General features: G+C 58.5%; 20 protein-coding genes. 7 read left to right on the top strand and 13 right to left on the bottom strand.

All coding sequences use genetic code 11. The features are described 5' to 3' along the window. Nucleotides 1–59: 59 nt before the first annotated feature. The 5 genes from recR to AB4Y89_RS14580 all read right to left on the bottom strand — a co-directional run bounded on the left by recR (nt 60) and on the right by AB4Y89_RS14580 (nt 5,096). Nucleotides 60–659: a recombination mediator RecR gene (gene recR, locus AB4Y89_RS14600; RefSeq protein WP_442301671.1), complete on the bottom strand. Its 600-nt coding sequence runs from the start codon at nt 657–659 to the stop codon at nt 60–62. A gap of 4 nt (nt 660–663) precedes the next feature. Further along, the gene (locus AB4Y89_RS14595) at nt 664–996 is read right to left on the bottom strand and encodes a YbaB/EbfC family nucleoid-associated protein (protein ID WP_442301670.1); all 333 of its coding nucleotides are present in this window, start codon (nt 994–996) and stop codon (nt 664–666) included. 36 nt (nt 997–1,032) lie between these two features. After that, nucleotides 1,033–3,144, bottom strand: coding sequence for a DNA polymerase III subunit gamma/tau (dnaX, locus tag AB4Y89_RS14590; RefSeq protein WP_442301669.1), 2,112 nt, complete (start codon nt 3,142–3,144; stop codon nt 1,033–1,035). 104 nt (nt 3,145–3,248) lie between these two features. Beyond that, entirely contained in the window at nt 3,249–4,538 is a 1,290-nt protein-coding gene (locus AB4Y89_RS14585; protein WP_442301668.1) for a hypothetical protein, read from the bottom strand. Nucleotides 4,539–4,634: 96 nt separating this feature from the next. Beyond that, on the bottom strand, nt 4,635–5,096 hold the full coding sequence (locus tag AB4Y89_RS14580) for an SET domain-containing protein (protein WP_442301667.1): 462 nt from the start codon (nt 5,094–5,096) through the stop codon (nt 4,635–4,637). Between the two features lie 108 nt (nt 5,097–5,204). Here AB4Y89_RS14580 and AB4Y89_RS14575 point away from each other — a divergent pair, with 108 nt between their 5' ends. Next, a complete protein-coding gene (locus tag AB4Y89_RS14575; protein ID WP_442301666.1) occupies nt 5,205–6,023 on the top strand; it encodes a tetratricopeptide repeat protein in 819 nt (272 codons plus the stop codon). Here the strand turns inward: AB4Y89_RS14575 and AB4Y89_RS14570 are convergent, their stop codons facing one another. Continuing rightward, on the bottom strand, nt 6,024–6,431 hold the full coding sequence (locus tag AB4Y89_RS14570) for a hypothetical protein (protein ID WP_442301665.1): 408 nt from the start codon (nt 6,429–6,431) through the stop codon (nt 6,024–6,026). Between the two features lie 108 nt (nt 6,432–6,539). On the opposite strand from AB4Y89_RS14570, the gene AB4Y89_RS14565 reads away from it, so the two are divergent. Continuing rightward, nucleotides 6,540–7,751 (top strand): hypothetical protein, encoded by a 1,212-nt coding sequence (locus tag AB4Y89_RS14565; protein WP_442301664.1) that lies wholly within the window; start codon nt 6,540–6,542, stop codon nt 7,749–7,751. Between the two features lie 17 nt (nt 7,752–7,768). Here the strand turns inward: AB4Y89_RS14565 and AB4Y89_RS14560 are convergent, their stop codons facing one another. Both AB4Y89_RS14560 and AB4Y89_RS14555 read right to left on the bottom strand, forming a co-directional pair. Further along, nucleotides 7,769–8,377 (bottom strand): YqaA family protein, encoded by a 609-nt coding sequence (locus AB4Y89_RS14560; protein ID WP_442301663.1) that lies wholly within the window; start codon nt 8,375–8,377, stop codon nt 7,769–7,771. Nucleotides 8,378–8,470: 93 nt separating this feature from the next. After that, nucleotides 8,471–9,319 carry a menaquinone biosynthetic enzyme MqnA/MqnD family protein gene (locus AB4Y89_RS14555; protein WP_442301662.1) on the bottom strand — a complete coding sequence of 283 codons (849 nt, stop codon included), beginning with the start codon at nt 9,317–9,319 and terminating at the stop codon, nt 8,471–8,473. A gap of 225 nt (nt 9,320–9,544) precedes the next feature. On the opposite strand from AB4Y89_RS14555, the gene dprA reads away from it, so the two are divergent. The 4 genes from dprA (at nt 9,545) to AB4Y89_RS14535 (ending at nt 14,483) form a co-directional block, all read left to right on the top strand. Continuing rightward, complete coding sequence (gene dprA / locus AB4Y89_RS14550) at nt 9,545–10,717, top strand: DNA-processing protein DprA (RefSeq protein WP_442301661.1); 1,173 nt, start codon at nt 9,545–9,547, stop codon at nt 10,715–10,717. A 161-nt stretch (nt 10,718–10,878) separates the two neighbouring features. Then, nucleotides 10,879–13,725, top strand: a complete 2,847-nt coding sequence (gene topA, locus AB4Y89_RS14545; RefSeq protein WP_442301660.1) for a type I DNA topoisomerase — start codon at nt 10,879–10,881, stop codon at nt 13,723–13,725. A 133-nt stretch (nt 13,726–13,858) separates the two neighbouring features. Then, nucleotides 13,859–14,143, top strand: a complete 285-nt coding sequence (locus AB4Y89_RS14540; protein ID WP_442301659.1) for a DUF427 domain-containing protein — start codon at nt 13,859–13,861, stop codon at nt 14,141–14,143. Between the two features lie 115 nt (nt 14,144–14,258). Then, nucleotides 14,259–14,483, top strand: coding sequence for a hypothetical protein (locus AB4Y89_RS14535; RefSeq protein ID WP_442301658.1), 225 nt, complete (start codon nt 14,259–14,261; stop codon nt 14,481–14,483). Between the two features lie 62 nt (nt 14,484–14,545). Here AB4Y89_RS14535 and AB4Y89_RS14530 read toward each other — a convergent pair whose 3' ends face one another. Both AB4Y89_RS14530 and pgm read right to left on the bottom strand, forming a co-directional pair. Continuing rightward, nucleotides 14,546–15,991 carry a sensor histidine kinase gene (locus AB4Y89_RS14530; RefSeq protein ID WP_442301657.1) on the bottom strand — a complete coding sequence of 482 codons (1,446 nt, stop codon included), beginning with the start codon at nt 15,989–15,991 and terminating at the stop codon, nt 14,546–14,548. 302 nt (nt 15,992–16,293) lie between these two features. Continuing rightward, entirely contained in the window at nt 16,294–17,931 is a 1,638-nt protein-coding gene (pgm, locus tag AB4Y89_RS14525; protein ID WP_442301656.1) for a phosphoglucomutase (alpha-D-glucose-1,6-bisphosphate-dependent), read from the bottom strand. Nucleotides 17,932–18,067: 136 nt separating this feature from the next. On the opposite strand from pgm, the gene AB4Y89_RS14520 reads away from it, so the two are divergent. After that, nucleotides 18,068–19,210: a glycoside hydrolase family 88/105 protein gene (locus AB4Y89_RS14520; protein ID WP_442301655.1), complete on the top strand. Its 1,143-nt coding sequence runs from the start codon at nt 18,068–18,070 to the stop codon at nt 19,208–19,210. A 245-nt stretch (nt 19,211–19,455) separates the two neighbouring features. Here AB4Y89_RS14520 and AB4Y89_RS14515 read toward each other — a convergent pair whose 3' ends face one another. The 3 genes from AB4Y89_RS14515 to AB4Y89_RS14505 all read right to left on the bottom strand — a co-directional run. Further along, nucleotides 19,456–19,734 carry an Hpt domain-containing protein gene (locus AB4Y89_RS14515; RefSeq protein ID WP_442301654.1) on the bottom strand — a complete coding sequence of 93 codons (279 nt, stop codon included), beginning with the start codon at nt 19,732–19,734 and terminating at the stop codon, nt 19,456–19,458. Nucleotides 19,735–19,740: 6 nt separating this feature from the next. Next, nucleotides 19,741–20,109, bottom strand: coding sequence for a response regulator (locus AB4Y89_RS14510; protein ID WP_442301653.1), 369 nt, complete (start codon nt 20,107–20,109; stop codon nt 19,741–19,743). A gap of 336 nt (nt 20,110–20,445) precedes the next feature. Continuing rightward, nucleotides 20,446–20,582: integrase core domain-containing protein (locus AB4Y89_RS14505; RefSeq protein ID WP_442301836.1), on the bottom strand; the 137-nt coding region annotated here is incomplete at its 5' end.

The raw sequence follows: 20,582 nt of genomic DNA, 5'->3' as shown, positions 1-20,582 counted from the left end.
GAGCGAAGCCCGCTGGGGACAACCCAGCGCATGAACTTAATTGGATTTGAGGGCACGCCTTACAGCTGACGGCGATTGTCGAGAGCGCGGCTCAATGTGATCTCGTCGGCGTACTCAATATCGCTTCCGGCAGGAACGCCTGTGGCGATACGGGTGACCGGAAGGCTGGGAGCGAGCCCGTGGATTTCCTGGGCTAAATAGTGACTTGTCGCCTCTCCTTCAACGGTTGGAGAAAGTGCAAGAATCACTTCCTCTATCTCTGCTAAACGATTGAAAAGATTTGCCGTTCGAAGCTGTTCCGGACCGATGCCATTTACTGGAGAAAGAGTGCCGTGAAGGACGTGGAAAACTCCGTTCCACGTCCGGGTCTTCTCGATCGCGCCGATGTTGGTGGGCTCTTCCACGACGCAGACCAGGCGCTGGTTGCGAGTGGGGCTGGAGCAGATGGCGCAGGGATCGACGTCAGTGATGTTGTTGCAGCGCGAGCACAGGCGAAGGCTCGCCTTGAGCTGAAGAATCGCCTTGGAGAGAGCTTCGGCATCGGTCGTGCTGGAACGCAGGATGTGAAAGGCGAGCCTCTGCGCCGACTTGGTACCGATGCCGGGAAGTTTGCGCAGCTCTTCGATCAGCCGCGCCATGGGTTCTGCGAAGCGGGCCATGTTCTTAGGTTAATCCAGGAATGTTGAGACCGCCGAGGGCCGACTGAACGCCCTGTTTCATGATCTCGTCGGCTTTGCGGCCGGCTTCGTTGATGGCGGCCTTGATCAGGTCCTCGAGCAGCTCGATATCAGCAGGAGAGCCCATGCCCGAGGAAAAGGCCGTGGGGTCGATCTTGAGAGAGAGCAGCTCTTTCTTGCCGTTCATGCGTGCCGTAACCATGCCGCCGCCCGAGGAGGCTTCGACCTCGGCCTGACGGAGCTTCTGCTCCATCTGCTCCTGCATCTGACGGGCCTGGCCCATCATCTCTCTCATCTTCGCGATGTCGGAAAAATTCATACGCTTGTTGGACGGTTTGTCGTTCGGTTGAGGATTCTATTTTTCGCGCAGATCGATCACGGTTCGGATCTCTGCGTTGAAGAGCTTTTGCGCCTGCTGCACAATCGGATGCTCCATGGCCGAGGCCTTGATGGAGCCCGCTGCGGCAGGCCTATCCTTTTTCGCGGCGGCGTTCGCTGCTGAGCCGGCCAGCAGCATCAGCTTCAGGTCTCCGGCGCCCTGCAGTCGCAGCGAGGTCTTGATGATCTTCTCCGCCTCCGCGTTGATCAGCAGCTTCAACATGCCGGCAGAGAGTGTCGTCTGGATGCGCAGCTCATTGCCTTCGATGGTGAAGGTGGACTCATCCATCTGGTCGGCAGCGGAACTGTGGCCCTTGCTGGCGGAAAGCTCATTGACGATGGCGTTCTGCAGGGCAGCGATGTCGTAGCCTCCGGCAGCCTGAACTGCGGCGGGGCTTGGCGTTGCGACCGCTGTAGCGACAGGAGAGGGAGCTGGAATCACTAGCTCCACTGGAGGTGAAGGTGGCGCCATGACGGGAGCGGGCGGAGGAGCCATCACAGGTTCAGCAATGGGTGTAGCAACCGGCTCAGCAAATACGGCTATGGAGGGTGCTACCGGTTCCGGCGTAGCAGCAGGAATCGATGCCTGCGGTGCCTCCATTACTGGGTCATCGACAACAACTGGGGCTGCGACTTCTTGCAGGGGCGCAGGGGCCGGAAGCACGGGTTCAGGAGCCAATGCCAGGTTGCCTGCTGTTTGATCGATAGGAATGACGTTGTTCAGCGTTGGCCGCGAAGACATCTCTGTCTTGCGGGAGCGGTCTGCCTCAAAGGGAGAGAACGCTGGTTTCGCCGGAGCGGCTGCTGTGGTCGAGGTGGTGCTTCCAGGCTGCCCGCCGGAGGGACGTGCCGGTGGAGGCGTTGCGGATCGTACCGGCGGCGCTGCAGCAGGGCGTGGGCTGGCCCCCGTCGGTACAGGGAGCTGGCTGAGCAGGTCTTCCACCGGCAGCAGCCGCTGCAGATGAACCAGCTTCAGCAGGCCGAGCTCCAGATGGAAACGGGGCTCCTGCCGGAAACCGAGATCGTCGAAGGTGCGCAGCATCACCTGCAGAAAACGCGTCAACTCTTCTTCGGTGAACAGCTTGGAGCTGCGGGCGGCGCGACGGCGTTCATCCTGCGAGATCTGCAGCAGGTCGCTCTGATTGTTCTCTTCGGTCAGGTTCGCGATCTTGGCGACGACGCAGTTGCGCAGGTAGCGCACGAACTGACGGGAGATCTGTGTCGGGGAATTCCCGGCGTCCAGTAGCCGTGCTGCTGTCTGAATGACAACAGCCGACTGGTTCGCGCTGACAGCCTCGAGAATCTCTTCAAAGACCGTGTTCGGGACACTCCCCATCAGATCGCGAATCTGGGTAGCGACGAGCTGTGCCTTGCCGTCCACCACCGGAGCGGAGGCGATGGCCTGGTCCATGATGGAGAGCGCGTCGCGCATGGAACCGTCACCTGCTTCCGCCAGAAGAGCGAGTGCGGCGTCATCCGCAGCGACCTCTTCCTGTTGGGCAATACCGCGCAGCTCGGCCAGGATGTCATCATGGCGAACTGCGTGAAAGCTGAAGTGCTGGCAGCGCGAGCGGATGGTCTGCGGAATGTTCTCCGGCTCGGTGGTCGCCATCATGAAGACGATGTGGTCGGGTGGCTCCTCCAGCGTCTTCAACAGAGCATTGAAGGCGGCATCGGTGATCTGATGTGCCTCGTCCAGGATGTAGATTTTGTAGCGGTCGCGTGCCGGGCGGTAACGGGCGGCGTCACGCAGCTCGCGAATCTCATCGATGCCGCGGTTGGTGGCGGCGTCAATCTCGATGACGTCCACGGCATTACCCTGACGGATCTCGACGCACGAGTCGCACTTCAGGCAGGGCTCGGCGGTGGGCCGCTCAGCCGAGCCGATGGCATTGCGGCAGTTCAGGGCCGACGCAAGAATGCGGGCGATGGTCGTTTTGCCGATACCGCGATGGCCCGAAAAGATATAGCCATGCGCGATGCGCTGCTGCTCCAGCGCATTGATAAGCGTCCGGGTGACGTGATCCTGTCCGGCCACGTCGGCAAAACGGAGAGGGCGATACTTGCGGGCAAGAACCTGATAGGCCATTGTTACTGGCGTTGATTGTATCGCTGTGCGGGGTGTGGATTGGGGAGCCGCAAATAGGAGACCCGGCTCCCTGAAGGCAGCCGGGTCTCCTGTCGTAGTTTCTCTTATGGCTTGAAGTTGCCTGAGACCATGCAATCGTTGCAGCCAGCGGGCAGGGATTCCGCGTTGGCAAGGTAGTTTTGATTGTTGGTGATCTTCAAATAAAACGGTGTCTGTCCACCGTCGGAGCACACAGGATAGGCTTGGGTCGGGCTGCTGCCCTGGTCATCGACGAACAAGTTGGTCGATATCGTGAGGAAGCCGACGTTGTTGCCGGCGCTTTGGTGTAACCGGACGCCGCAATAACCGCCTGATGCGCCAGCCTGCCCATTATCAATGAATTGATTGTTTGTGACCTCGCCATAAACGGGAGTTCCACTGGTCGAATCGACAAGGATTCCATCCATCCTCATCGTTTGCACCCGATTGTTGCTGAAGGCCCAATGGTTTCCATTCTGGTAGAACCACGCTGCGTAGGCTGTGACCCCGGCGCCGACGAATGAATTCTCGCTGATATCCACATGCAGATTGGGGACAGTAGGCAACGTATTGTGAATGACGATGGCGGCTTGTCCGCTACTGTCTTTCCAGAACGAGTTATTTTTGACCCTGACATTGCTGGCAGACTCCACGTAGCTGGATGCGGTATTGCCTGCGCAGGAGTTGTCATGGAAGTTAATGTCCGTGGCATCCGGATGTGCTCCGCCATTTTGGCCGTTGAAATCGAAACACTGATAGCTGTTTGTCACAGAGTTGTCGTGATAATCGATATGCTGGCCATTGTCCCCAACGGACAAGCCGATAGATGGCGTCGTGATTTTATTGTGATCAGCGGTAATGTTCTGGCTTGGTGCCGATGTGGATCCCTCAGCCCGTATTCCGAGTAAAGCAGGATAAACGGGGGAAACGGAGGAGTGCAGCGTCATATCGTGAACACGCACGTTTGAAGATCCCCACACACGGATTGTCGGAACCGCTGTCGTGCCAAGCGAATCGGTGTAGAGGGTGCAACCGCTGAGTTCGACGTTATCGACATTGACAATGTCAATCACCCCCGAATAATCACCGGTCGTACTGCTGAGTGGGGTGGACGAGATATTGGTATATATCGGCGCCGAGGCGATGCAATGGATACGGACGTTGGATTTCGTCACCGTGACAACGCTGTTCAGTAGGAGGGTCGAGGTCGACGGAGCGATCTCGAGAGTGCATCCTGTGGTGGACGAGCAGGTTGCGATCGCAGCATTCAGCGGCGCTGCAATGTCGCCGCCTGAGGCGGGGGAAATGATCGTCTGCGCAAATACCGCTTGGGAGGTAAGTACGCAGCAGATGAGAGCGGGCAGTAGGTGTTTCATCGTTCGGTGAGGCCTCCTGCCTAAGGACTGTATCAGCGGCGATGCCGATACAGTCCCTCCTGAACAATGAATCCTGTCTGAATCGGGGTCAGTTGGTTACGCCCGGCCGACTTTTGCAGTTCGTGCGGCGATGCGTTTACGCCGGCGGATCTCCTCTTCGCTGAACATCGTGCCGCGGCAGACGTTAGCGCCGCAGTAGCACGGCTGGTCCTCTTCGTCAGAGTCGTAGAGGTTGTACTCGTAGGTCAGCTCTTCGCCGGGGGCGATATTGCGCAGGGCGACGACAAAGACACGTTCATCGATCTCCTGCGTCTCGCAGTTCGGGTCGCAGGAGTGATTGATAAACATCGCCGCACCGAAGCCATCGATCACCGTATTGCGATCGCCCACGCCGAACAGGTAGGTGACGAAGCGGTCAGCATAACGTTCGTCGGCGACATCCTTAGTGATGCGCGGGCCGTCATATTCAACGATGCGTGCGCCCTTACGGATGGGCGTAGTGGTATAACAACCGGCTGCGTGGATGGCGCTGGAACGGATGACGAGTGTCGCTGGCATAGATTGTGTGGGTGTATCCCTGTGGGGAGAGAGTAGCACGGAACGGCTGTGAACAAATGGGGTGACCTGGGTTGGCGGCGCCACCGGTCACGGCGTCTAATACGACATATGCGTTGGCTGGTTTTGAGTTCGGTCGTGATGTTGAGTGGTCTCTGCTGGTCGCAGTCACAGCAGCCCGCGAAGCCGTGCCAGGATGCGGCAGGTAAAACCGTGGCCTGCGACGACCCCAAAGCAAAGACAGACGATCAACAGACGCCGAAGCAGGTAAAGCAGGCATTTCCGTTCCCTGAAGAAGAGTCACGTAAAGCAGCCGAAGGAAAAGACACGCCGCAGGAGCCAAAGCCTGAGGCCGATGCGGCCGAAGGAAAGGACGCACCCCGAAGACCAACGTCTGAGGCCGATGCGCCTTCTGCGCAGAAGCCGATAACGCCGGCCGATGCCAAGAAGAGCTTCCCCTTTCCGGGGGAAGATCCACCCCCAGCGAATGACCCTGTGGGAAATTCTTCCTCTTCGTCTTCCTCCGGTTCTTCCTCTTCATCGCCGAATGGTGGCAAGCCCAGCGACGAGTCGAAGGCGGCTGAGGATGAGGATGCCGGTCCGGCGACGCCCACAGGTGTAAAGCTGAAGGATCTGGGCAGCCGAGGTGAGATTACCAAGAAGCAAACCCCCGAACAGCGCTTCGATGAAGACCTGAAGGTGGCCGATTTCTATCGCAAAGACGGCAATATTCAGGGAGCCTATAGCCGCTACATCGATGCGCTGGATCAGTTTGCCGACGATCCGGACGCCCACCTCGGCGCCGCGGAGATGGCGCTGAAGCTTGGCAAAAAGGACGAAGCACGGCAGCACTTTGAGGCTGTGTTGAAGGCAGATGCCGAGCCAAAGACAAAAAAAGCGGCAGAGAAGGCATTAGCCTCCCTGAAGTAGCTAGGCGTCGTCGAACTCTTCTTCAATATGCAGGTAGCGCCGCATGTAGCGCAGGGGTTCCTCTGCTGAAGCCATCTCGCGAAGATGGTACTTCCACGCATCTGTTCGTGCAGAACGGCGCGTATAAGGCTTGCGGATGACGGTGCCTATGGTGCCGTCCGCCATGCGGCGTTGAAAGCTCTGCGATGGAACCTGGAAGGTGATGGGTTCGCCCGGCTTCCAGAAGGCGTACGCAAACTCATGAGAGAAAAGCAGGGCGTAGTAACGGCGCTGCTCACAGAGCGTAGCAATGGCGTCTTCGCCACTGGTCCAGGGCAGACCAAGGCGGCTAACGTACCACTTTCGGAAGGGAAAGCCGTTGGTATGGGCCTTTCCCACAAGCAAAGTCAACAGTTCGTACCGCGTCATAAAGACAGGAGAAGCGTCCAATTACAAATACTGCAGTGACCTTACGCTAGGTCGCCTGCGGCAGGTGGTCAAGACAAAAAGATGTATTTGATGGTGAGATGGAGTCTGATGAAGGTACGAAGCGTTGTAGCGAGTGTAGCGGCGGCGGGGATTCTGACAATCTCGCAGCCGGTGTGGGCACAGGCTCACCATACCAATCCCCTGAACCTGGATCCGATAGTCCGGGAAGGGTTTGAGCGTTTTTACGACCTGGATTACGACGGCGCGCTCCAGCGCTTTGACAGGGTTGAAGCAGCGCATCCCGAGGATCCGATGGCGGTGGGGTATCAGCTCCTGGTTACGCTCTATCGCGAACTCTACCGGCAGGATCTGCTGGATACCACCTACTACGCCCACGACAGCTTTATCTTCAACAAGCGCGAGACGAATGTCAGTCCTGCGACGCGCCAGCGGATCGAAGAGCTGACGAACAAAGCAGTTGATCTTGCGGAGCGCCGCCTGAAGGCCGATCCAAAGGACAAAGATGCGTTGTTCGCCCGCGGATACGCCAAGGGCATGCATGCGTCGTTCGCCACACTCGTGGACCATTCTTTTTCGAAGGCCGCCAAGGAAGGCCTGTCCGCCCGTACTGATTCGGAAGAGGTGCTAAGGATCGATCCTGACTATGTCGACGCAAAGATGGCCATGGGAATTCAGCAGTTCGCCGTCGCCAGCCTTCCCAGGCTGGTCCGCATCATGGTCGGAATCTTCGGCGTAGGCGGCAATAAGGAGAAGGGGCTGGTCCTGCTGCGGGACTGTGCTGCCCGCGGGACCGTGACCAGCGTGGAGTCTCGTACGGCGCTCAGCCTGTTTCTACGGCACGATGGACGATACGGTGAGGCCCTGGGCGTAACGCAGACTCTGGTGGCGCAATATCCGCATGATTACCTCTTCCGCCTGGAAGAGGCGAATCTTTTGAAGGACGGCGGTACCGGCTTGCGCGCGGTCGATTCCTATCGGGCGGTCATTGCCGACGCGCACAAGAATGGGTACTTCATCGAGCCTCGGCTGCATATGGCCTACTACGGCCTGGCGGAAGCGGAACGAGGACAGAACCTGATCCATGACGCTGCCGATCACTACCTTGCCGCGGCGTCGGCTCCTGCCGCAAGCGACTGGGTAAAGAAGCGTGCGCAACTGAATGCGGGCCAGATGCTTGATCTTCTTGGACGGCGCGACGATGCCGTGCGTCAGTACCAGTTGGCCTCGGCGCCGGTCGGAGACCAGAGTCAGGCCGATGAAGCCCGCAAATACCTGAAGAAGCCTTTCAAAGGGAAGTAGATCCGATAATCCTGCACTCACGCAGAGAGGTGCTGATGCGCCTCTCTGCGTTCTCGCTTTACCAGACGATAGACCCCCCAGGCGCAGACAGCGATCAGCGCTCCCCACAGCACAATCAGCGACGGCGTGGACCACTCGCTGGAGAAGTGCGTCCATCCTCGCAGGATGGAGCGGCCATAGCGGTAGCCCAGCCAAGCGGCTGCGCCATGACGTATCAGGCGGCTGATGCCAAAGGCGGTGTAGAACTTTTTGCGGGGAACCTGGAGAACGCCCGCAGCCAGAAGGAATGGCGTCAACGGCGCAGGAGGAGGAAGAATCGCGGGCAGGGCGACTGCAAGGAGTCCATGTTTGGCTGTCCAACTGGTGATGCGTTTCAGGTAACGCTGTGGGACACGCTTTTCAAGCGTATGCATGCCGCCCACCTTGCCCAGGTGGTAAGTCATACTGCCGCCAACCAGAGAGCCTGCTGTCGCCACGACGGTTATCCAGAGCCATGCATGCTGCCTTGCCGCCAGAATGACCAGCAGGATGTCCGTGGCGCCGGGAATGGGCAGTGGAATGAACGATGAGTCCACCACGGCCAGAAGAAAAAGTCCCGCCATGCCCATGCCAGTTACAAGTTGCACTAATCCGCGGCGGGAATGGATGGCCTGGAGCCTCATATCCTGCTAGGACGCGGAGTTGTGTTGCAAAGTTCTGGTTGAGCAAATGAAAAGTTGTTATTCGACAAACCGCAGTTCCGGAGCCTGCGGAATAGCTTCGGTAGCCGCTGCGAGATCGAAGAAGAGTTTCATGGCTGCGATACACCGCTCATCGAGAACGTAGTGGATGTTTTCAGTGAGGTAGGTGCGGATGATCTGAGGAGAGACGGCGATGCGTTTCTGCCAATGGGTTACGAGATCCTCGATATGCGCCAGACCAGCGTTGCGAGAGGCGGTCAGATCATCGATCAGTTGTGCGGCATCGGTCTGCGCCAAAGCCTCCGCGCGTAGAGCCCAGATGGCGGCTACCCACGGCAGCCCGGTGCGCGTCGTCCATTCTTCGGCGACGTCGTACCAGTAGAGACGCTGGCCGGCCCGCATCTCGATGACCGGATGCGATTCGCTGGCGACGAGTGCAGGATCGCCAATCAGCAGGGCAGCATCGGCGTGCTCAAGCATGGTGTCCACCAGCGGAGCATGCGGCCGGAACTCCGGATCGGTTCCAAGAAAATGCCGGAAGAGCACCTTTGCGTAGGCCACGGAGGAACGTGACGAAGTGTCCGCCGCGAGCGTCCGGATCTGATCCAGAGGAACGCGACTTACGATTTGAATGGAGCGGACGCGGCGCAACGAGGCGATCGTGCACCCGGGAACAATCAGAAGATCAGGGATGGTCGCAAGCGCGGCAATGGGAATGAGTCCCAGATCAGCTTCGCCCTCCGCCAGCTCATGGGCGCAGTTCGACGGCAGCGTGTAGTGAATGTCGTACCGTTTCGCGAGAGCTTCGCGTTTGGCAGAGTGCTCAAAGTCGTAGAGCAGAGGTGCAGGGTTCAGAAAACCGATCGCCGAAATACGTAAACGTCCCACTCTTTCGAGTTTACTCAATCGCTGTCCAGCGGCGGTTCTGTTTTGCCTTTGGGCATGGTGTAAGGTGGCTAGAGCATTTTCTCTGTAGGTGTAGAGTAGGGCTTCCTCATCCATGGGGCGTTTTCCGCAATGAAAACGCCGCCACACTCCTCTTCCGGGATACCCAGCAACAGGGAAAATGTTTCTACACATCATCAACTGCAGTGCAGGAGCCGAGCAGCAAAAATGAATGCGTGTACCAACGACGCGCGTCTGGCATGGATGGCGCTTATCCTTTCCCCCGGCATGGGGGCGATCCGCAGCTGGCGTACGATGCAGCGCCTGGGAGACGCCGCGAGCCTGTTGACCCTGCCGCTGACGGAGCTGGAAGGCCTGGGACTGCCTGCAGCCGCGGCACAGTTTGTCGCCGACGGGCGGGCGCTTGCTGCGGCGGAGGACGAGGTGCGGAAGGCGGAAGAGGCCGGAGTAGCCTTTCTCACTCCGGAGGATGAGGCCTATCCCGAACGCCTGCGCCAGATTTATGACCCGCCCGCAGTGCTGTGGCTGCGGGGAGATCCTGCAATCCTGAACCTGCCCGGAATTGCGGTGGTTGGCACACGGCATCCCTCGACCTACGGCCAGGGAATGGCGGAGCTGCTAGCGCGTGATCTTGCCGCGCGAGGGCTCGTCATCCAGAGCGGCATGGCCCGAGGCATCGATACCGCCGCCCACAAAGGGGCGCTGACCGCTGGTGGAAAGACGGTAGCCGTCTGGGGGACAGGTGTTGACGTAATCTATCCCAAAGAAAACAAGAGACTTGCGGAAGAAATTCTTCTCAAGGGCGGGGCGATCGTAAGCGAATTCCCGCTTGGAACCTTCCCGGCGCCGCAGAACTTTCCCGTGCGGAACCGGATTATCAGCGGCATGTCCGTCGGAGTGCTGGTAGTGGAAGCCGGGGAGTATTCCGGCACCCGGGTAACAGCCCGTTGCGCGTTGGAGCAGGGGAGAGATATCTACGCGGTTCCCGGAAATGTGACCAACAAGAACGCCTGGGGACCGAATACGCTGATCAAGCAGGGAGCCCGGCTAACTGCAACATGGGAAGACATTTGGGAGGATCTGCCAAGCGACGTCCGAGTCCAGCTTACGGCCGGGAATGAATCCTCACCGGGTGGAACCGCATCTCTATTCCCCGAGAACACAGCCAACGGAGAGGGAAGGCTGGCGGCACTGGGAGAGCAGGAGCGGCAGGTGCTCAGTGCTCTGGCCATGGATAGTGCCGTCCAACTCGATGAGTTGATTGAGAAACTCGAGGGTTCGATGGGACCCGCCGAGATCTTTGCGGCGCTTTTCGAACTGGAACTTGCAGGGCTGGTGCGGCAGTTACCGGGCAAAAACTACGTCCGTGTGATGGTGTGAACCTTTCCCGGTTTCGTTACGTTTTGTGTTGCAGTCCGTCGAAGCAGCCATGTTCCGCAGTTGACCGCGGGGCCGGGAGGCGTGTTAGGTTCTCCAACAGTATTAAGAGCGAGTAGGCCGCCGACGGCGGCGGGCGGTTTGGAAGCGCAGAAGGAAGACTCATGGCGAAGTCACTGGTGATTGTCGAAAGCCCGGCGAAGGCAAAGACAATCGGAAAATATCTTGGCAACGACTACACGGTGGAGGCCTCAATCGGCCACATCATGGACCTGCCGAAGAACGATATCGGGGTAGAGCTCAAGAAACGTACCTTTGAGCCGACGCTGATCGTCTCTCCGGGCAAGGAGAAGGTCGTTGACCGCCTGAAAAAGCTCGCCTCCAAGGCTGATGCTGTGTACCTCGCGCCTGACCCTGACCGCGAAGGCGAGGCGATTGCCGCCCATTTGAAGATGCAGATCTCGCCCGCCGCACGGGGCAAGCGGGTGCAGCGCGTTACCTTCAACGAAATCACTCCCAAGGCCGTGAAGGCTGCTTTCCAGCACGCCCGTGATATCGATGAACATCTCGTCGATGCGCAGACGACGCGCCGCGTCTTGGATCGCCTGGTGGGATACCAGATCTCTCCACTGCTGTGGGACAAGGTGAAGCGCGGGCTCTCCGCCGGCCGTGTGCAGACCGTAGCGCTGCGGCTGATCGTGGAACGTGAGCGCGAGATCAATGCGTTCCAGCCAGTGGAGTACTGGACCATTGATGCTGAGTTGACGCCGAAGGCCGGCAAGCAGAGCTTTATCGCACGTCTTGTCGGTATCGATGGAGAACCGGCACGTGTCGCCAATGGCAAAGATAAGGAAGGCAAGGCGCAGTTCCTGTCGAATGCCTTGCCCGACCAGAAGATTACGGACGCTACCATCGCGGCTCTGAATAAGGCCACGTGGGCGGTTCGTGCGGTCGAGAAGAAGGAGCGGCGGCGTAACGCGCCGGCACCATTTACGACCTCCAAGCTTCAGCAGGATGCTGCCGGACGCCTGGGCTTCAATGTCCGCCGCACCATGGGTGTAGCGCAGCGTCTGTATGAGGGCATCGATGTCGGCAGCGACGGCACTGTGGGTCTCATCACCTACATGCGTACTGACTCGGTGCGCGTGTCGCCGGATGCCATCACCGAAGCGCGTGACTACATCGGCAAGAAGCTGGGAACGCAGTATCTGCCCTCTTCGCCGAATCAGTTCAAGGGCAAGAAAGATGCGCAGGATGCGCACGAAGCCATCCGTCCGACGCATGTTGAGTACACGCCGGATTCGATTCGCAAATATCTGACCGACGAGCAGTACCGCCTCTACAAGCTCATCTGGAATCGCTTCGTGGCCAGTCAGATGACCCCGGCTGTTTTTGATCAGACCACGGTCGACATCGCGGCGAAGAGCGATAAGACCTACGACTTCCGCGTCTCGGGTTCGGTGCTGAAGTTTGATGGATTCCTGAAGGTCTACGAGGCTCCACAGGCAGTTGCGAAGAAGGCTCAGGACGAGGCCGGCAAGCAGGACGATGACTCCGACGATACCGATACGCGGTTGCCGGCGCTGAACCAGGGCGATGCGCTGAACCTGAACAAGCTCGATCCGCAGCAGAAGTTCACCGATCCGCCTCCGCGGTTCAATGAGGCTTCGCTGGTGAAGACGCTGGAAGAGCTCGGCATCGGGCGCCCTTCCACCTACGCGTCGATCATCAACACGATCCAGGAGCGCGACTACGTCAAGAAGATGAAGGCGAAGCTGGTGCCCACTGAAATCGGCATGGTCGTGACCGAGCTTCTGGTCAAAAACTTCCCGTACATCTTCAAGTACGACTACACGGCGCAGCTCGAAACTGAGCTCGACGACGTTGAGGACGGCAAGGAGAAGTGGACGGATCTGCTGAAGGGCTTCTACGACCACTTTGAGCAGGAGCTCACGGTCGCCGAGAAGAACATGGAGGAGATCAAGCGCTGGGAGAAGCCGACCACGGAAGTCTGCGAAAAGTGCGGATCTCCGCTGATCCTGAAGTGGGGTAAGTTCGGCAGCTTCTTCTCCTGTTCCAACTTTTCGAAGGCGAAGCCGATGTCCATCGCGGGTTCGAGCGTGAAGAAGGATCCGAAGGCAGCCATCAAGAAGATCACTGCCAAGCTCGGCTATCCGCTGACGGTAAAGGGCATGGTGGATGACGCGGAAGCCTTCGCCGAAGAGGTCGAGGATAACGCCCAGCTTCGCGATGCTTTGGCGCAAGCGTCTGAGCGTGCCAAGAAGATCGTCATCGAGCCGTTCTCCTGCGACTTCACCAAGGAGAACTTCGCCGACAAGCCCGATCTCGCGTCGCCCGATGCGCAGGACGCGGAGCTGGAAGAGGAGTACTGCGATAACTGCGGCAAGCAGATGGTGTTGAAGAACGGTCCTTTTGGTCCGTTCATGAGCTGCCCGGACTATAACGCCGATCCGCCGTGTAAGACCATCCGTAAGCTGAACCAGAAGGTCCAGCAGAAGCCACCGGAGCCGACAGGTGAGATCTGCCCGGAGTGCGGTAAGAACGAGCTGGTAAAGCGCCAGGGACCCTACGGCGAGTTCGTCTCCTGCTCGGGATATCCGAAGTGCAAGTACGTCAAGCAGAACCTGCTCGACGTGCCCTGCCCGAAGTGCGGCGGCAAGATCGCCGAACGGCGTACGCGCCGTAACACCACCTTCTACGGCTGCACGAACTACCCGAAGTGCGATTTCACCTCGAACCAGAAACTGGTGCCGGGACCATGCCCCCAGTGCAACTCCACCTACCTGCTTGAGGTCGAACGGAAGGACGGCGTCTTCCTGGTTTGCCCGAATAATGTGGAAGCTCTGCCGAAGCGGAAGGTAAAGGCCGGGGAAGAGGCCGCGAAGCCAGCGACTGAGTGCCACTTCGAGAAGAGAATCGGCGACGCTCCTGCGCCAAAAGAGTTGGAGCGGCCTGATCCTGAGAAGACGCGTCCCCTGGTGGAAGCCTGAATCTGATCCACGTTTACCAATGCGAAAGGCCGGGGTTACCCGGCCTTTCGTTTTTGCGCCGAACCTGATACAACATAGGCAGGGACTAAGGTCCAAGTACGCTGTAAGTTGTTGAAAAGATTAGGACGCTTTCATGGCGAAGGCAGTATGGAATGGCCAGCTTCTGGCCGAAAGTGACAATTTCGAAACGGTCGAGGGTAACATCTATTTCCCGGAAGAGACCGTCAAGCGTGAGTTTCTACGTTCCAGCTCGACCACCTCGAGTTGCCCCTGGAAGGGCCAGGCTCGCTACTACACCATCGTGGTCGACGGTCAGGAAAACCCTGATGCTGCCTGGTACTATCCCGACCCGAAGCCGGCTGCGCGCCAGGTGAAACATCATGTCGCGTTCTGGCGCGGCGTCGAAGTTTCGAAGTAAAACAAAAAGTCCCAAAATAGTAAAACGACACACTACAACCTCGTAAATATTTCTTGCGGAATGCATTACCGAGGTACTAGTGTTGATCCCCTATGGAAAGGGGGACTCAGTTTTCATGTCGTCTGAGACCATCATTTTGTACTGCCTGGTAAATATTCTCCTCGGCATCGCCCTTCATACTTCTTTCCGCCACTCCAGCCTGGCGCAACCGAAACGGGGAGAGCTTGTCGTCTACTCTCTGTTATTTCTGATCGCTGGTTTGCCGATGGTCTTCGGGGCGTTTCTGTATGCGCTTGCCCGGTCGGTCGTGCAACATCATCACCAACTCCACCACGGCTGAACCGTCGGGCTTCAATATAAAGAAAGGCCGCCTGATAGGCGGCCTTATCTCTTTTAATTTCTTTAGTATGCCTGCATTTGTTCGATCGGAAGGCGAATCTGGAAACAGGTGGCTCCAGGCCGCGACTCCACCGAAATGTGCCCGGAGTGTTTGGAGACGATGCGTTGCACTGTGTCCAGCCCCAGCCCCAGACCTTCTCCCGGAGCCTTGGTGGTGAAGAAGGGCTCAAAGATACGCGACTGCATCTCAGGCGGGATGCCGATGCCGGAGTCCCAGATCTCAACCAGGGCAAGCTGGCCGGAGGTGCGGGTGCGCAGCCGTAGCGTGCCATTGTCCTGCATGGCGTCCAGGGCGTTTTCGATCAGTGCGGTAAAGACCTGATTCAATTCGCTGCCGTAGGCGGGCACGTGGGGCACCATCGGGTCGTAATCCCGCTCTACCATTACGCGGCCAAGCCGAGACGCCATCATGGCCAGGGTGTTGTCCAGAGCGGCTGCAAGGTCAATCTCCTGGATCGGCGCCTGGTCCATATAGGAGTAGTCCTTGATGGCCGAGATCAGGTCGAAGATGCGAACTGTCGCGTCGATGACAGTCTCAGTCATGCGCTCCGTCTTGAGAGCGGAGGTGATGGTGCCTATAGCGATAGGCAATACCTCGTCGCCAATATGCGACAGATTATCCAGGTCGCAGACTTCGAGTGTAGTCTCCGCCAGCACGGGGGCATACTTCCACGGTTCACTGACATTGTGATCCGTCAGCCACTCCGCAAAGTCATCTTCACGGGCCGCGATGGCAATGGAGTCGCGAGCGATCACCGGCCGGCTGCCCGTGGGCGATTTGGTCCGCATACGCGTGACCCACTCGCGATACTGCGCCTTCTGATCTTCGGTTAGGCAAAGTGAGCCGAGCTGGTATTTCAAGTCGCCGTACGTGCGAAGCTCTCCCAGGAGTGACGAAGCCGCTCGCTGCGCCGCAGAGGCTGGGTTATTGAGCTCATGCGAAAGGTTCGCGGCGAGCTTTCCGAGCGCGGCAATCTTCTCCGATTGTTGCTCCATACGCGTGACATCGCGAACGCGATTCAGCAGCGTGGAGACGCAGCGCTGTCCCATCCCGGGGATAGCGCGAAGCATATCGTCGAACTGGTGCCGATAGATGTGCAGGCCCCAGACATCGCCTACCGCCCAGCCGGTGCCGCCGTAGGTCTTCATACGGGAGTAGGGAAGCAGGCCTGAAAGCTGTCCTACACGTGAGATAAAGAACGCAACCGATCCGCGTTCGCGACGGCGAACGTGTACCTCACCCTTCAGCAGGATGGTCATACGGTCAGCGGGATCGCCTTCCTGAAAGACCTCCTGACCTGCGGAGAGTTTTTGCTCCGTGCCGTTCTCGGCGAGCCAGAGATAGTCTTGTTCCGCAAGGCCGTCCAGAGCCTCTACGCGGCGAAGCGCGGCGATGATCTGGTCGACGGGGGTACAGGCGGCGGTTGCTTCCGGAGTAGCGGTAGCCATACTTACAAACTCTCCTCGAGCTTCAACCTTAATGGTAGCTGAAGCCACTGCGGAGTCCAGGCTCTTCCACAGCGAACGGTCGAAAGTTCACGTTGAGGTGCCGAAACTTTGCATTCACAAGGGCATACGTGTGTGAGACGGATATGGTTCCCGTATCGATAGGAAGAGTTGGATGTGGAAGATATGTGTTGCGGGCGGGGAGGAGAGCCTGGTGTGCCGCTGCGCGCGAAGTTGAAACGACTCATGTTTTTAAAAGACAATCCTCAGCGAATTCCGTTTCGCCGAGGATTGTCGAGAAGTTGCTAGCTGATCGCGGCCGTCACCAGCTCTTGTGCTTCGCGCTGAATCTGCTTCAGATGTGCTTCGCCTTTGAAGCTCTCGGCGTAGATCTTGTAGACATCTTCCGTTCCGGAGGGACGTGCGGCGAACCAGCCGTTCTCCGTTGTGACCTTAAGACCGCCGATGGCCGCCTTGTTTCCGGGGGCTTCGGTGAGAACCGCGGTGATAGCCTCACCGGCCAGCTCCTTGCTGGTGACCTGCGAGGGATTCAGCTTACCCAGTTTGGCCTTCTGTTCGCGGTTTGCGGGAGCATCAATGCGCTGATACACCGGCGAGCCGTACTTCGCGGTGAGTTCGGCATAGAGCTGTCCCGGATCCTTTCCTGTGCGAACGGTCATCTCCGCGGCGAGCAGGCCAAGGATGAGCCCGTCCTTATCGGTGGACCACACCGAGCCGTTCTGCCGCAGGAAGCTGGCGCCGGCGGACTCTTCACCGACGAAGCCAAGCGTGCCGTTTACCAGGCCGTCGACGAACCACTTGAAGCCTACGGGGACCTCCAGCATGGGGCGCTTGAGTCCCGCGGCGACGCGGTCGATCATCGATGAAGAGACCAGCGTCTTGCCGATACCGACCTTCTCACTCCACTGCGGTCGATGCGTGAAAAGGTATTGGATGGACACCGCGAGATAGTGGTTCGGATTCAGCAGACTCGAACTGCGGGTCACGATGCCGTGGCGATCATGATCGGTGTCGCAGGCAAAAGTGACATCGAAGCGGTCTTTGCCGGCAATGAGTGAGGCCATGGCGTAGGGAGAAGAGCAGTCCATGCGGATTTTGCCGTCCCAGTCGCAGGTCATGAAGCGGAAGGTTGGGTCGACTGTCCGCGAGAGTACGGTGAGCGGCAGCTTGAACTTCTCCGCGATGCGAGGCCAGTAAGCAACGCCTGCACCTCCGAGAGGATCGACCGCAAAGATGAGACCCGAGGACGCGATGGAACGAAGATCGAGTACTGAACCGAGGTCGTCGACATATTCGCTGACGAAGTCATGTTTGTGCGTCGTGGAAGAGGCGAGCGCTTTTGTTAGTGAGATGCGCTGAACACCTTTGAGGCCGGAGGCAAGAAGCTCATTCGCGCGATTCTCGATCCACTTCGTAGCCGTAGTGTCGGCTGGACCGCCACTGGGTGGGTTGTATTTGAAGCCGCCATCCTCAGGTGGATTATGCGATGGCGTGATGACGATGCCATCTGCGAGGCCGGAGGTCTTACCAGCGTTGTAGACCAGGATGGCATGCGAAAGAGCAGGAGTGGGAGTGTAGCCCTGTTCGGAGTCGATCATCGTCTCCACGCCATTGGCTGCCAGCACTTCAAGCGCAGAGGCCCATGCGGGATCGGAGAGCGGATGCGTGTCGGCCGCGAGGAACAGGGGACCGGTCGTGCCTTCATTCTTGCGGAACTCGCAGATGGCCTGGGTAATAGCGAGGATATGGTCTTCGTTGAAGCTGGAGTGCAGGCTGGAACCGCGATGTCCGCTGGTTCCGAAGGCGACCTTCTGAGCAGGATTGGAGACGTCTGGCTTCTGTGTGTAGTAGGCCGTGATGAGCCGTGGGACATTGACGAGAATCGATTCCGGAGCAGGCTTGCCAGCTAACACGTTGGTCATAGAAGCAAGGATGACAGAGTTGCCGCCCGGGATGGAAGACGCTTCTGCATCTGCGTCATTTTCCTGTGAACGGGTTTCTCTGGGAGCAGACGCACCTGTAAATCGGTCTGACCAATCCTGTATGCTGGCAAGGCATATGAAATGTGGTTCGAAGCTCGCTTTACCGCTGATTTTGCTCGCCGGGGTGGCGTTTGGACAGGCATCTCCTTCGCGCCAGATGGCAGACGCGGTGATCCGCCGGAACCCCACGCCGCGCTGGGTTTATGAAGAGGGCACGATGCTGGACGGCCTGACGGCCGAGTGGAGGTCTAGCAACGATGAGAAGTACTTCGATTACGTGAAGCAAACGGTGGATGCACTGATCACCGAGGATGGAACGATCAAAGGCTTCAAGTCCGATGCGCACTCGCTGGACAATCTGGAGATGGGCCGCGCCGCCCTGATGCTCTATCGCGAGACCAAGGACAAGAAGTACGAGACAGTGGCTCGCTTCGTCCGTGCGCAGCTCGACGAGCAACCGAGAACCCCGAGCGGTGGTTTCTGGCACAAGGCGATTTACCCGAACCAGATGTGGCTGGACGGCGCCTTCATGGCCGAGCCCTTCTATGCCATGTACGCTGCGACCTTCGATGACAAGGCAGCGTGGGACGACATCGCGAAGCAGTTCCTGCTGATGGATGAACATCTGCGCGATCCCAAGACGGGGCTGATGTATCACGGCTGGGATGAGAGCCGGAAGGAACGCTGGTCCGATTCGAAGACAGGGCGCTCGAAAGAGTTCTGGGCTCGCGCAATGGGCTGGTACGTCGTAGCTCTTGTCGATGTCCTGGAGTACTTCCCGAAGGATCATCCCAAGCAGGCAGTTCTGGTAAAGGATCTGAACGACTGTGTCGCCGCGCTCGAGAAGGTGCAGGACCGGAAGACCGGTGTCTGGTGGGATGTCCTGGACAAGGGATCGTCGGACGGAAACTACGTGGAGGCTTCGGCCTCGTCGATGTTCGTTTACGGCATGGCGAAGGGCGCGCGTATGGGTTGGGTGCCGAAGAGGTACCAGGCGTCCGCGGTACGTGGCTGGGCAGGTATCCAGAGAGAGTTTGTGAAGACGCTGCCTGATGGCACCATCAGCTTGACCGGCATCGTGGCCGTATCAGGGCTGGGGGGCAAACCGTATCGCGACGGGACGTACGACTACTACATCCATGAGAGGACAGTAGCCGACGATCTGAAGGGAATTGGCGCGTTCCTGATGGCAGGCAGCGAGATGGAGCGCATCCGGTAGCTCTATCCCTGTCTCGTCTCTCGTTGTCATCCTGTTCGCTGGGGTGATTCGTGAAGGACCTGCTTAGCGGGCTATTCGCATTTGTAATTTGATGACCCACACACTGGGTGCCCCATCCATTGCAGCGCAATGGGTGGGATGTGGCTCGGTTCAATGCTTCAGGAGGCAGGAAAAGCGGTTCGAGCTACGCTCGAAGATCCCACTCACGCTGGCGCGTGAATGGGGCACCCAGTGTATAGCTAGTCCTAGCTTGGCGGAATCGCAGCCCGCAATGCGATTACAAGCTGCGGGATGTGCGCCACGTCACCGCATCGAAGAGCAGATTCGATCTGCGACGCGATTGCCGAAGCCTCCGGAAATCCATACATACCAAGCGCCCCGGAGAGCTTGTGTGCGGCCTCGAGCATTGCTGTGTGGTCCGCATTGTCTGCTCCGAGCACGGCGACACGCTCTTCCACAATTGGCCGGTTCTTCTGCCACAGCGCGGCGATGAGAGCAGAGGTCTTTTCCTGGGCAGTCGACATCGATACCTACCAGCCAAGGGCCTCAGCCATCTGGTCGGCGAGGGTCATGGGATCAAAGGGTTTGAAGAGTACCGCGGTGACACCGAGGCCGGCAAAGCGGCGCTGATCCACGCCCTGTACTTTGGCCGTAAGCAGGATGACTGGAATACCCGCTGTTTCAGGATTCTCCTGCATGGCCTTGAAGGTTGTGGGCCCATCCATGCCGGGCATCATTACGTCCATCAGGATGGCGTCGGGCTTCTCCTGCGCGGCGCGCTGGATGCCTTCCTGCCCGTTGGAGGCCGTAAGAATCTCCCATCCGGCGGTAGCTTCGAGGGCAAGCGAGGCGACCTCCCGGATGTCGTCTTCATCGTCAATGATGAGGATGCGTGGCACTGGGGGAAAGAGTACAGGCGCGGGGCCACAGGCGCAAGATACTTGCGGCCTATTTCATACAGGTGTCGTGAGGGTCTTCGTCGTTGCTGTTGAAGGTGATAAGGCAGGGAGCAAGCAGCATGGTGGCGAGGGCAAAAGCGACAATCAGGTCGTGCATGGGTAACCCCTCCGCGAGGTGGAAACTGACACGTGCCGGGGGACTCTTTCTGTCCCTCTTGCGAATGACCTTAGCAAGCGATTGCTGCCCGGTTATCACCAGGATGTAATCTTTGGCCAACTAGGCCCACGGAAGTCACGATAGAGCATCCTCCCTGTCTTCGGGATACCTGTAGGAGGTCAAGAGGTTGTTGACATCTGGAGCCTGCTGATGGGCGGGCGTAGGTTGAGGCTAGCATGAGGTCTTTGTTGGTTGTAGAAGTCTGTCCAAGGGGCGAGTTGGGTGTCTCTTTGTTCTGAGTTTTCCCAGTGAGCCG

The sequence above is a fragment of the Terriglobus sp. 2YAB30_2 genome (assembly GCF_052114765.1).
Lineage (GTDB): Bacteria > Acidobacteriota > Terriglobia > Terriglobales > Acidobacteriaceae > Terriglobus.
This window is presented reverse-complemented; position numbering and strand designations above follow the sequence as displayed.

Excerpts from the sequence above, each read along its gene's own strand:
- recR (WP_442301671.1), bottom strand. The coding sequence starts at position 659 with ATGGCCCGCTTCGCAGAACCCATGGCGCGGCTGATCGAAGAGCTGCGC.
- AB4Y89_RS14595 (WP_442301670.1), bottom strand. The coding sequence starts at position 996 with ATGAATTTTTCCGACATCGCGAAGATGAGAGAGATGATGGGCCAGGCC.
- dnaX (WP_442301669.1), bottom strand. The coding sequence starts at position 3,144 with ATGGCCTATCAGGTTCTTGCCCGCAAGTATCGCCCTCTCCGTTTTGCC.
- AB4Y89_RS14585 (WP_442301668.1), bottom strand. The coding sequence starts at position 4,538 with ATGAAACACCTACTGCCCGCTCTCATCTGCTGCGTACTTACCTCCCAA.
- AB4Y89_RS14580 (WP_442301667.1), bottom strand. The coding sequence starts at position 5,096 with ATGCCAGCGACACTCGTCATCCGTTCCAGCGCCATCCACGCAGCCGGT.
- AB4Y89_RS14575 (WP_442301666.1), top strand. The coding sequence starts at position 5,205 with ATGCGTTGGCTGGTTTTGAGTTCGGTCGTGATGTTGAGTGGTCTCTGC.
- AB4Y89_RS14570 (WP_442301665.1), bottom strand. The coding sequence starts at position 6,431 with ATGACGCGGTACGAACTGTTGACTTTGCTTGTGGGAAAGGCCCATACC.
- AB4Y89_RS14565 (WP_442301664.1), top strand. The coding sequence starts at position 6,540 with ATGAAGGTACGAAGCGTTGTAGCGAGTGTAGCGGCGGCGGGGATTCTG.
- dprA (WP_442301661.1), top strand. The coding sequence starts at position 9,545 with ATGAATGCGTGTACCAACGACGCGCGTCTGGCATGGATGGCGCTTATC.
- topA (WP_442301660.1), top strand. The coding sequence starts at position 10,879 with ATGGCGAAGTCACTGGTGATTGTCGAAAGCCCGGCGAAGGCAAAGACA.
- AB4Y89_RS14540 (WP_442301659.1), top strand. The coding sequence starts at position 13,859 with ATGGCGAAGGCAGTATGGAATGGCCAGCTTCTGGCCGAAAGTGACAAT.
- AB4Y89_RS14535 (WP_442301658.1), top strand. The coding sequence starts at position 14,259 with ATGTCGTCTGAGACCATCATTTTGTACTGCCTGGTAAATATTCTCCTC.
- AB4Y89_RS14530 (WP_442301657.1), bottom strand. The coding sequence starts at position 15,991 with ATGGCTACCGCTACTCCGGAAGCAACCGCCGCCTGTACCCCCGTCGAC.
- pgm (WP_442301656.1), bottom strand. The coding sequence starts at position 17,931 with ATGACCAACGTGTTAGCTGGCAAGCCTGCTCCGGAATCGATTCTCGTC.
- AB4Y89_RS14520 (WP_442301655.1), top strand. The coding sequence starts at position 18,068 with ATGAAATGTGGTTCGAAGCTCGCTTTACCGCTGATTTTGCTCGCCGGG.
- AB4Y89_RS14515 (WP_442301654.1), bottom strand. The coding sequence starts at position 19,734 with ATGTCGACTGCCCAGGAAAAGACCTCTGCTCTCATCGCCGCGCTGTGG.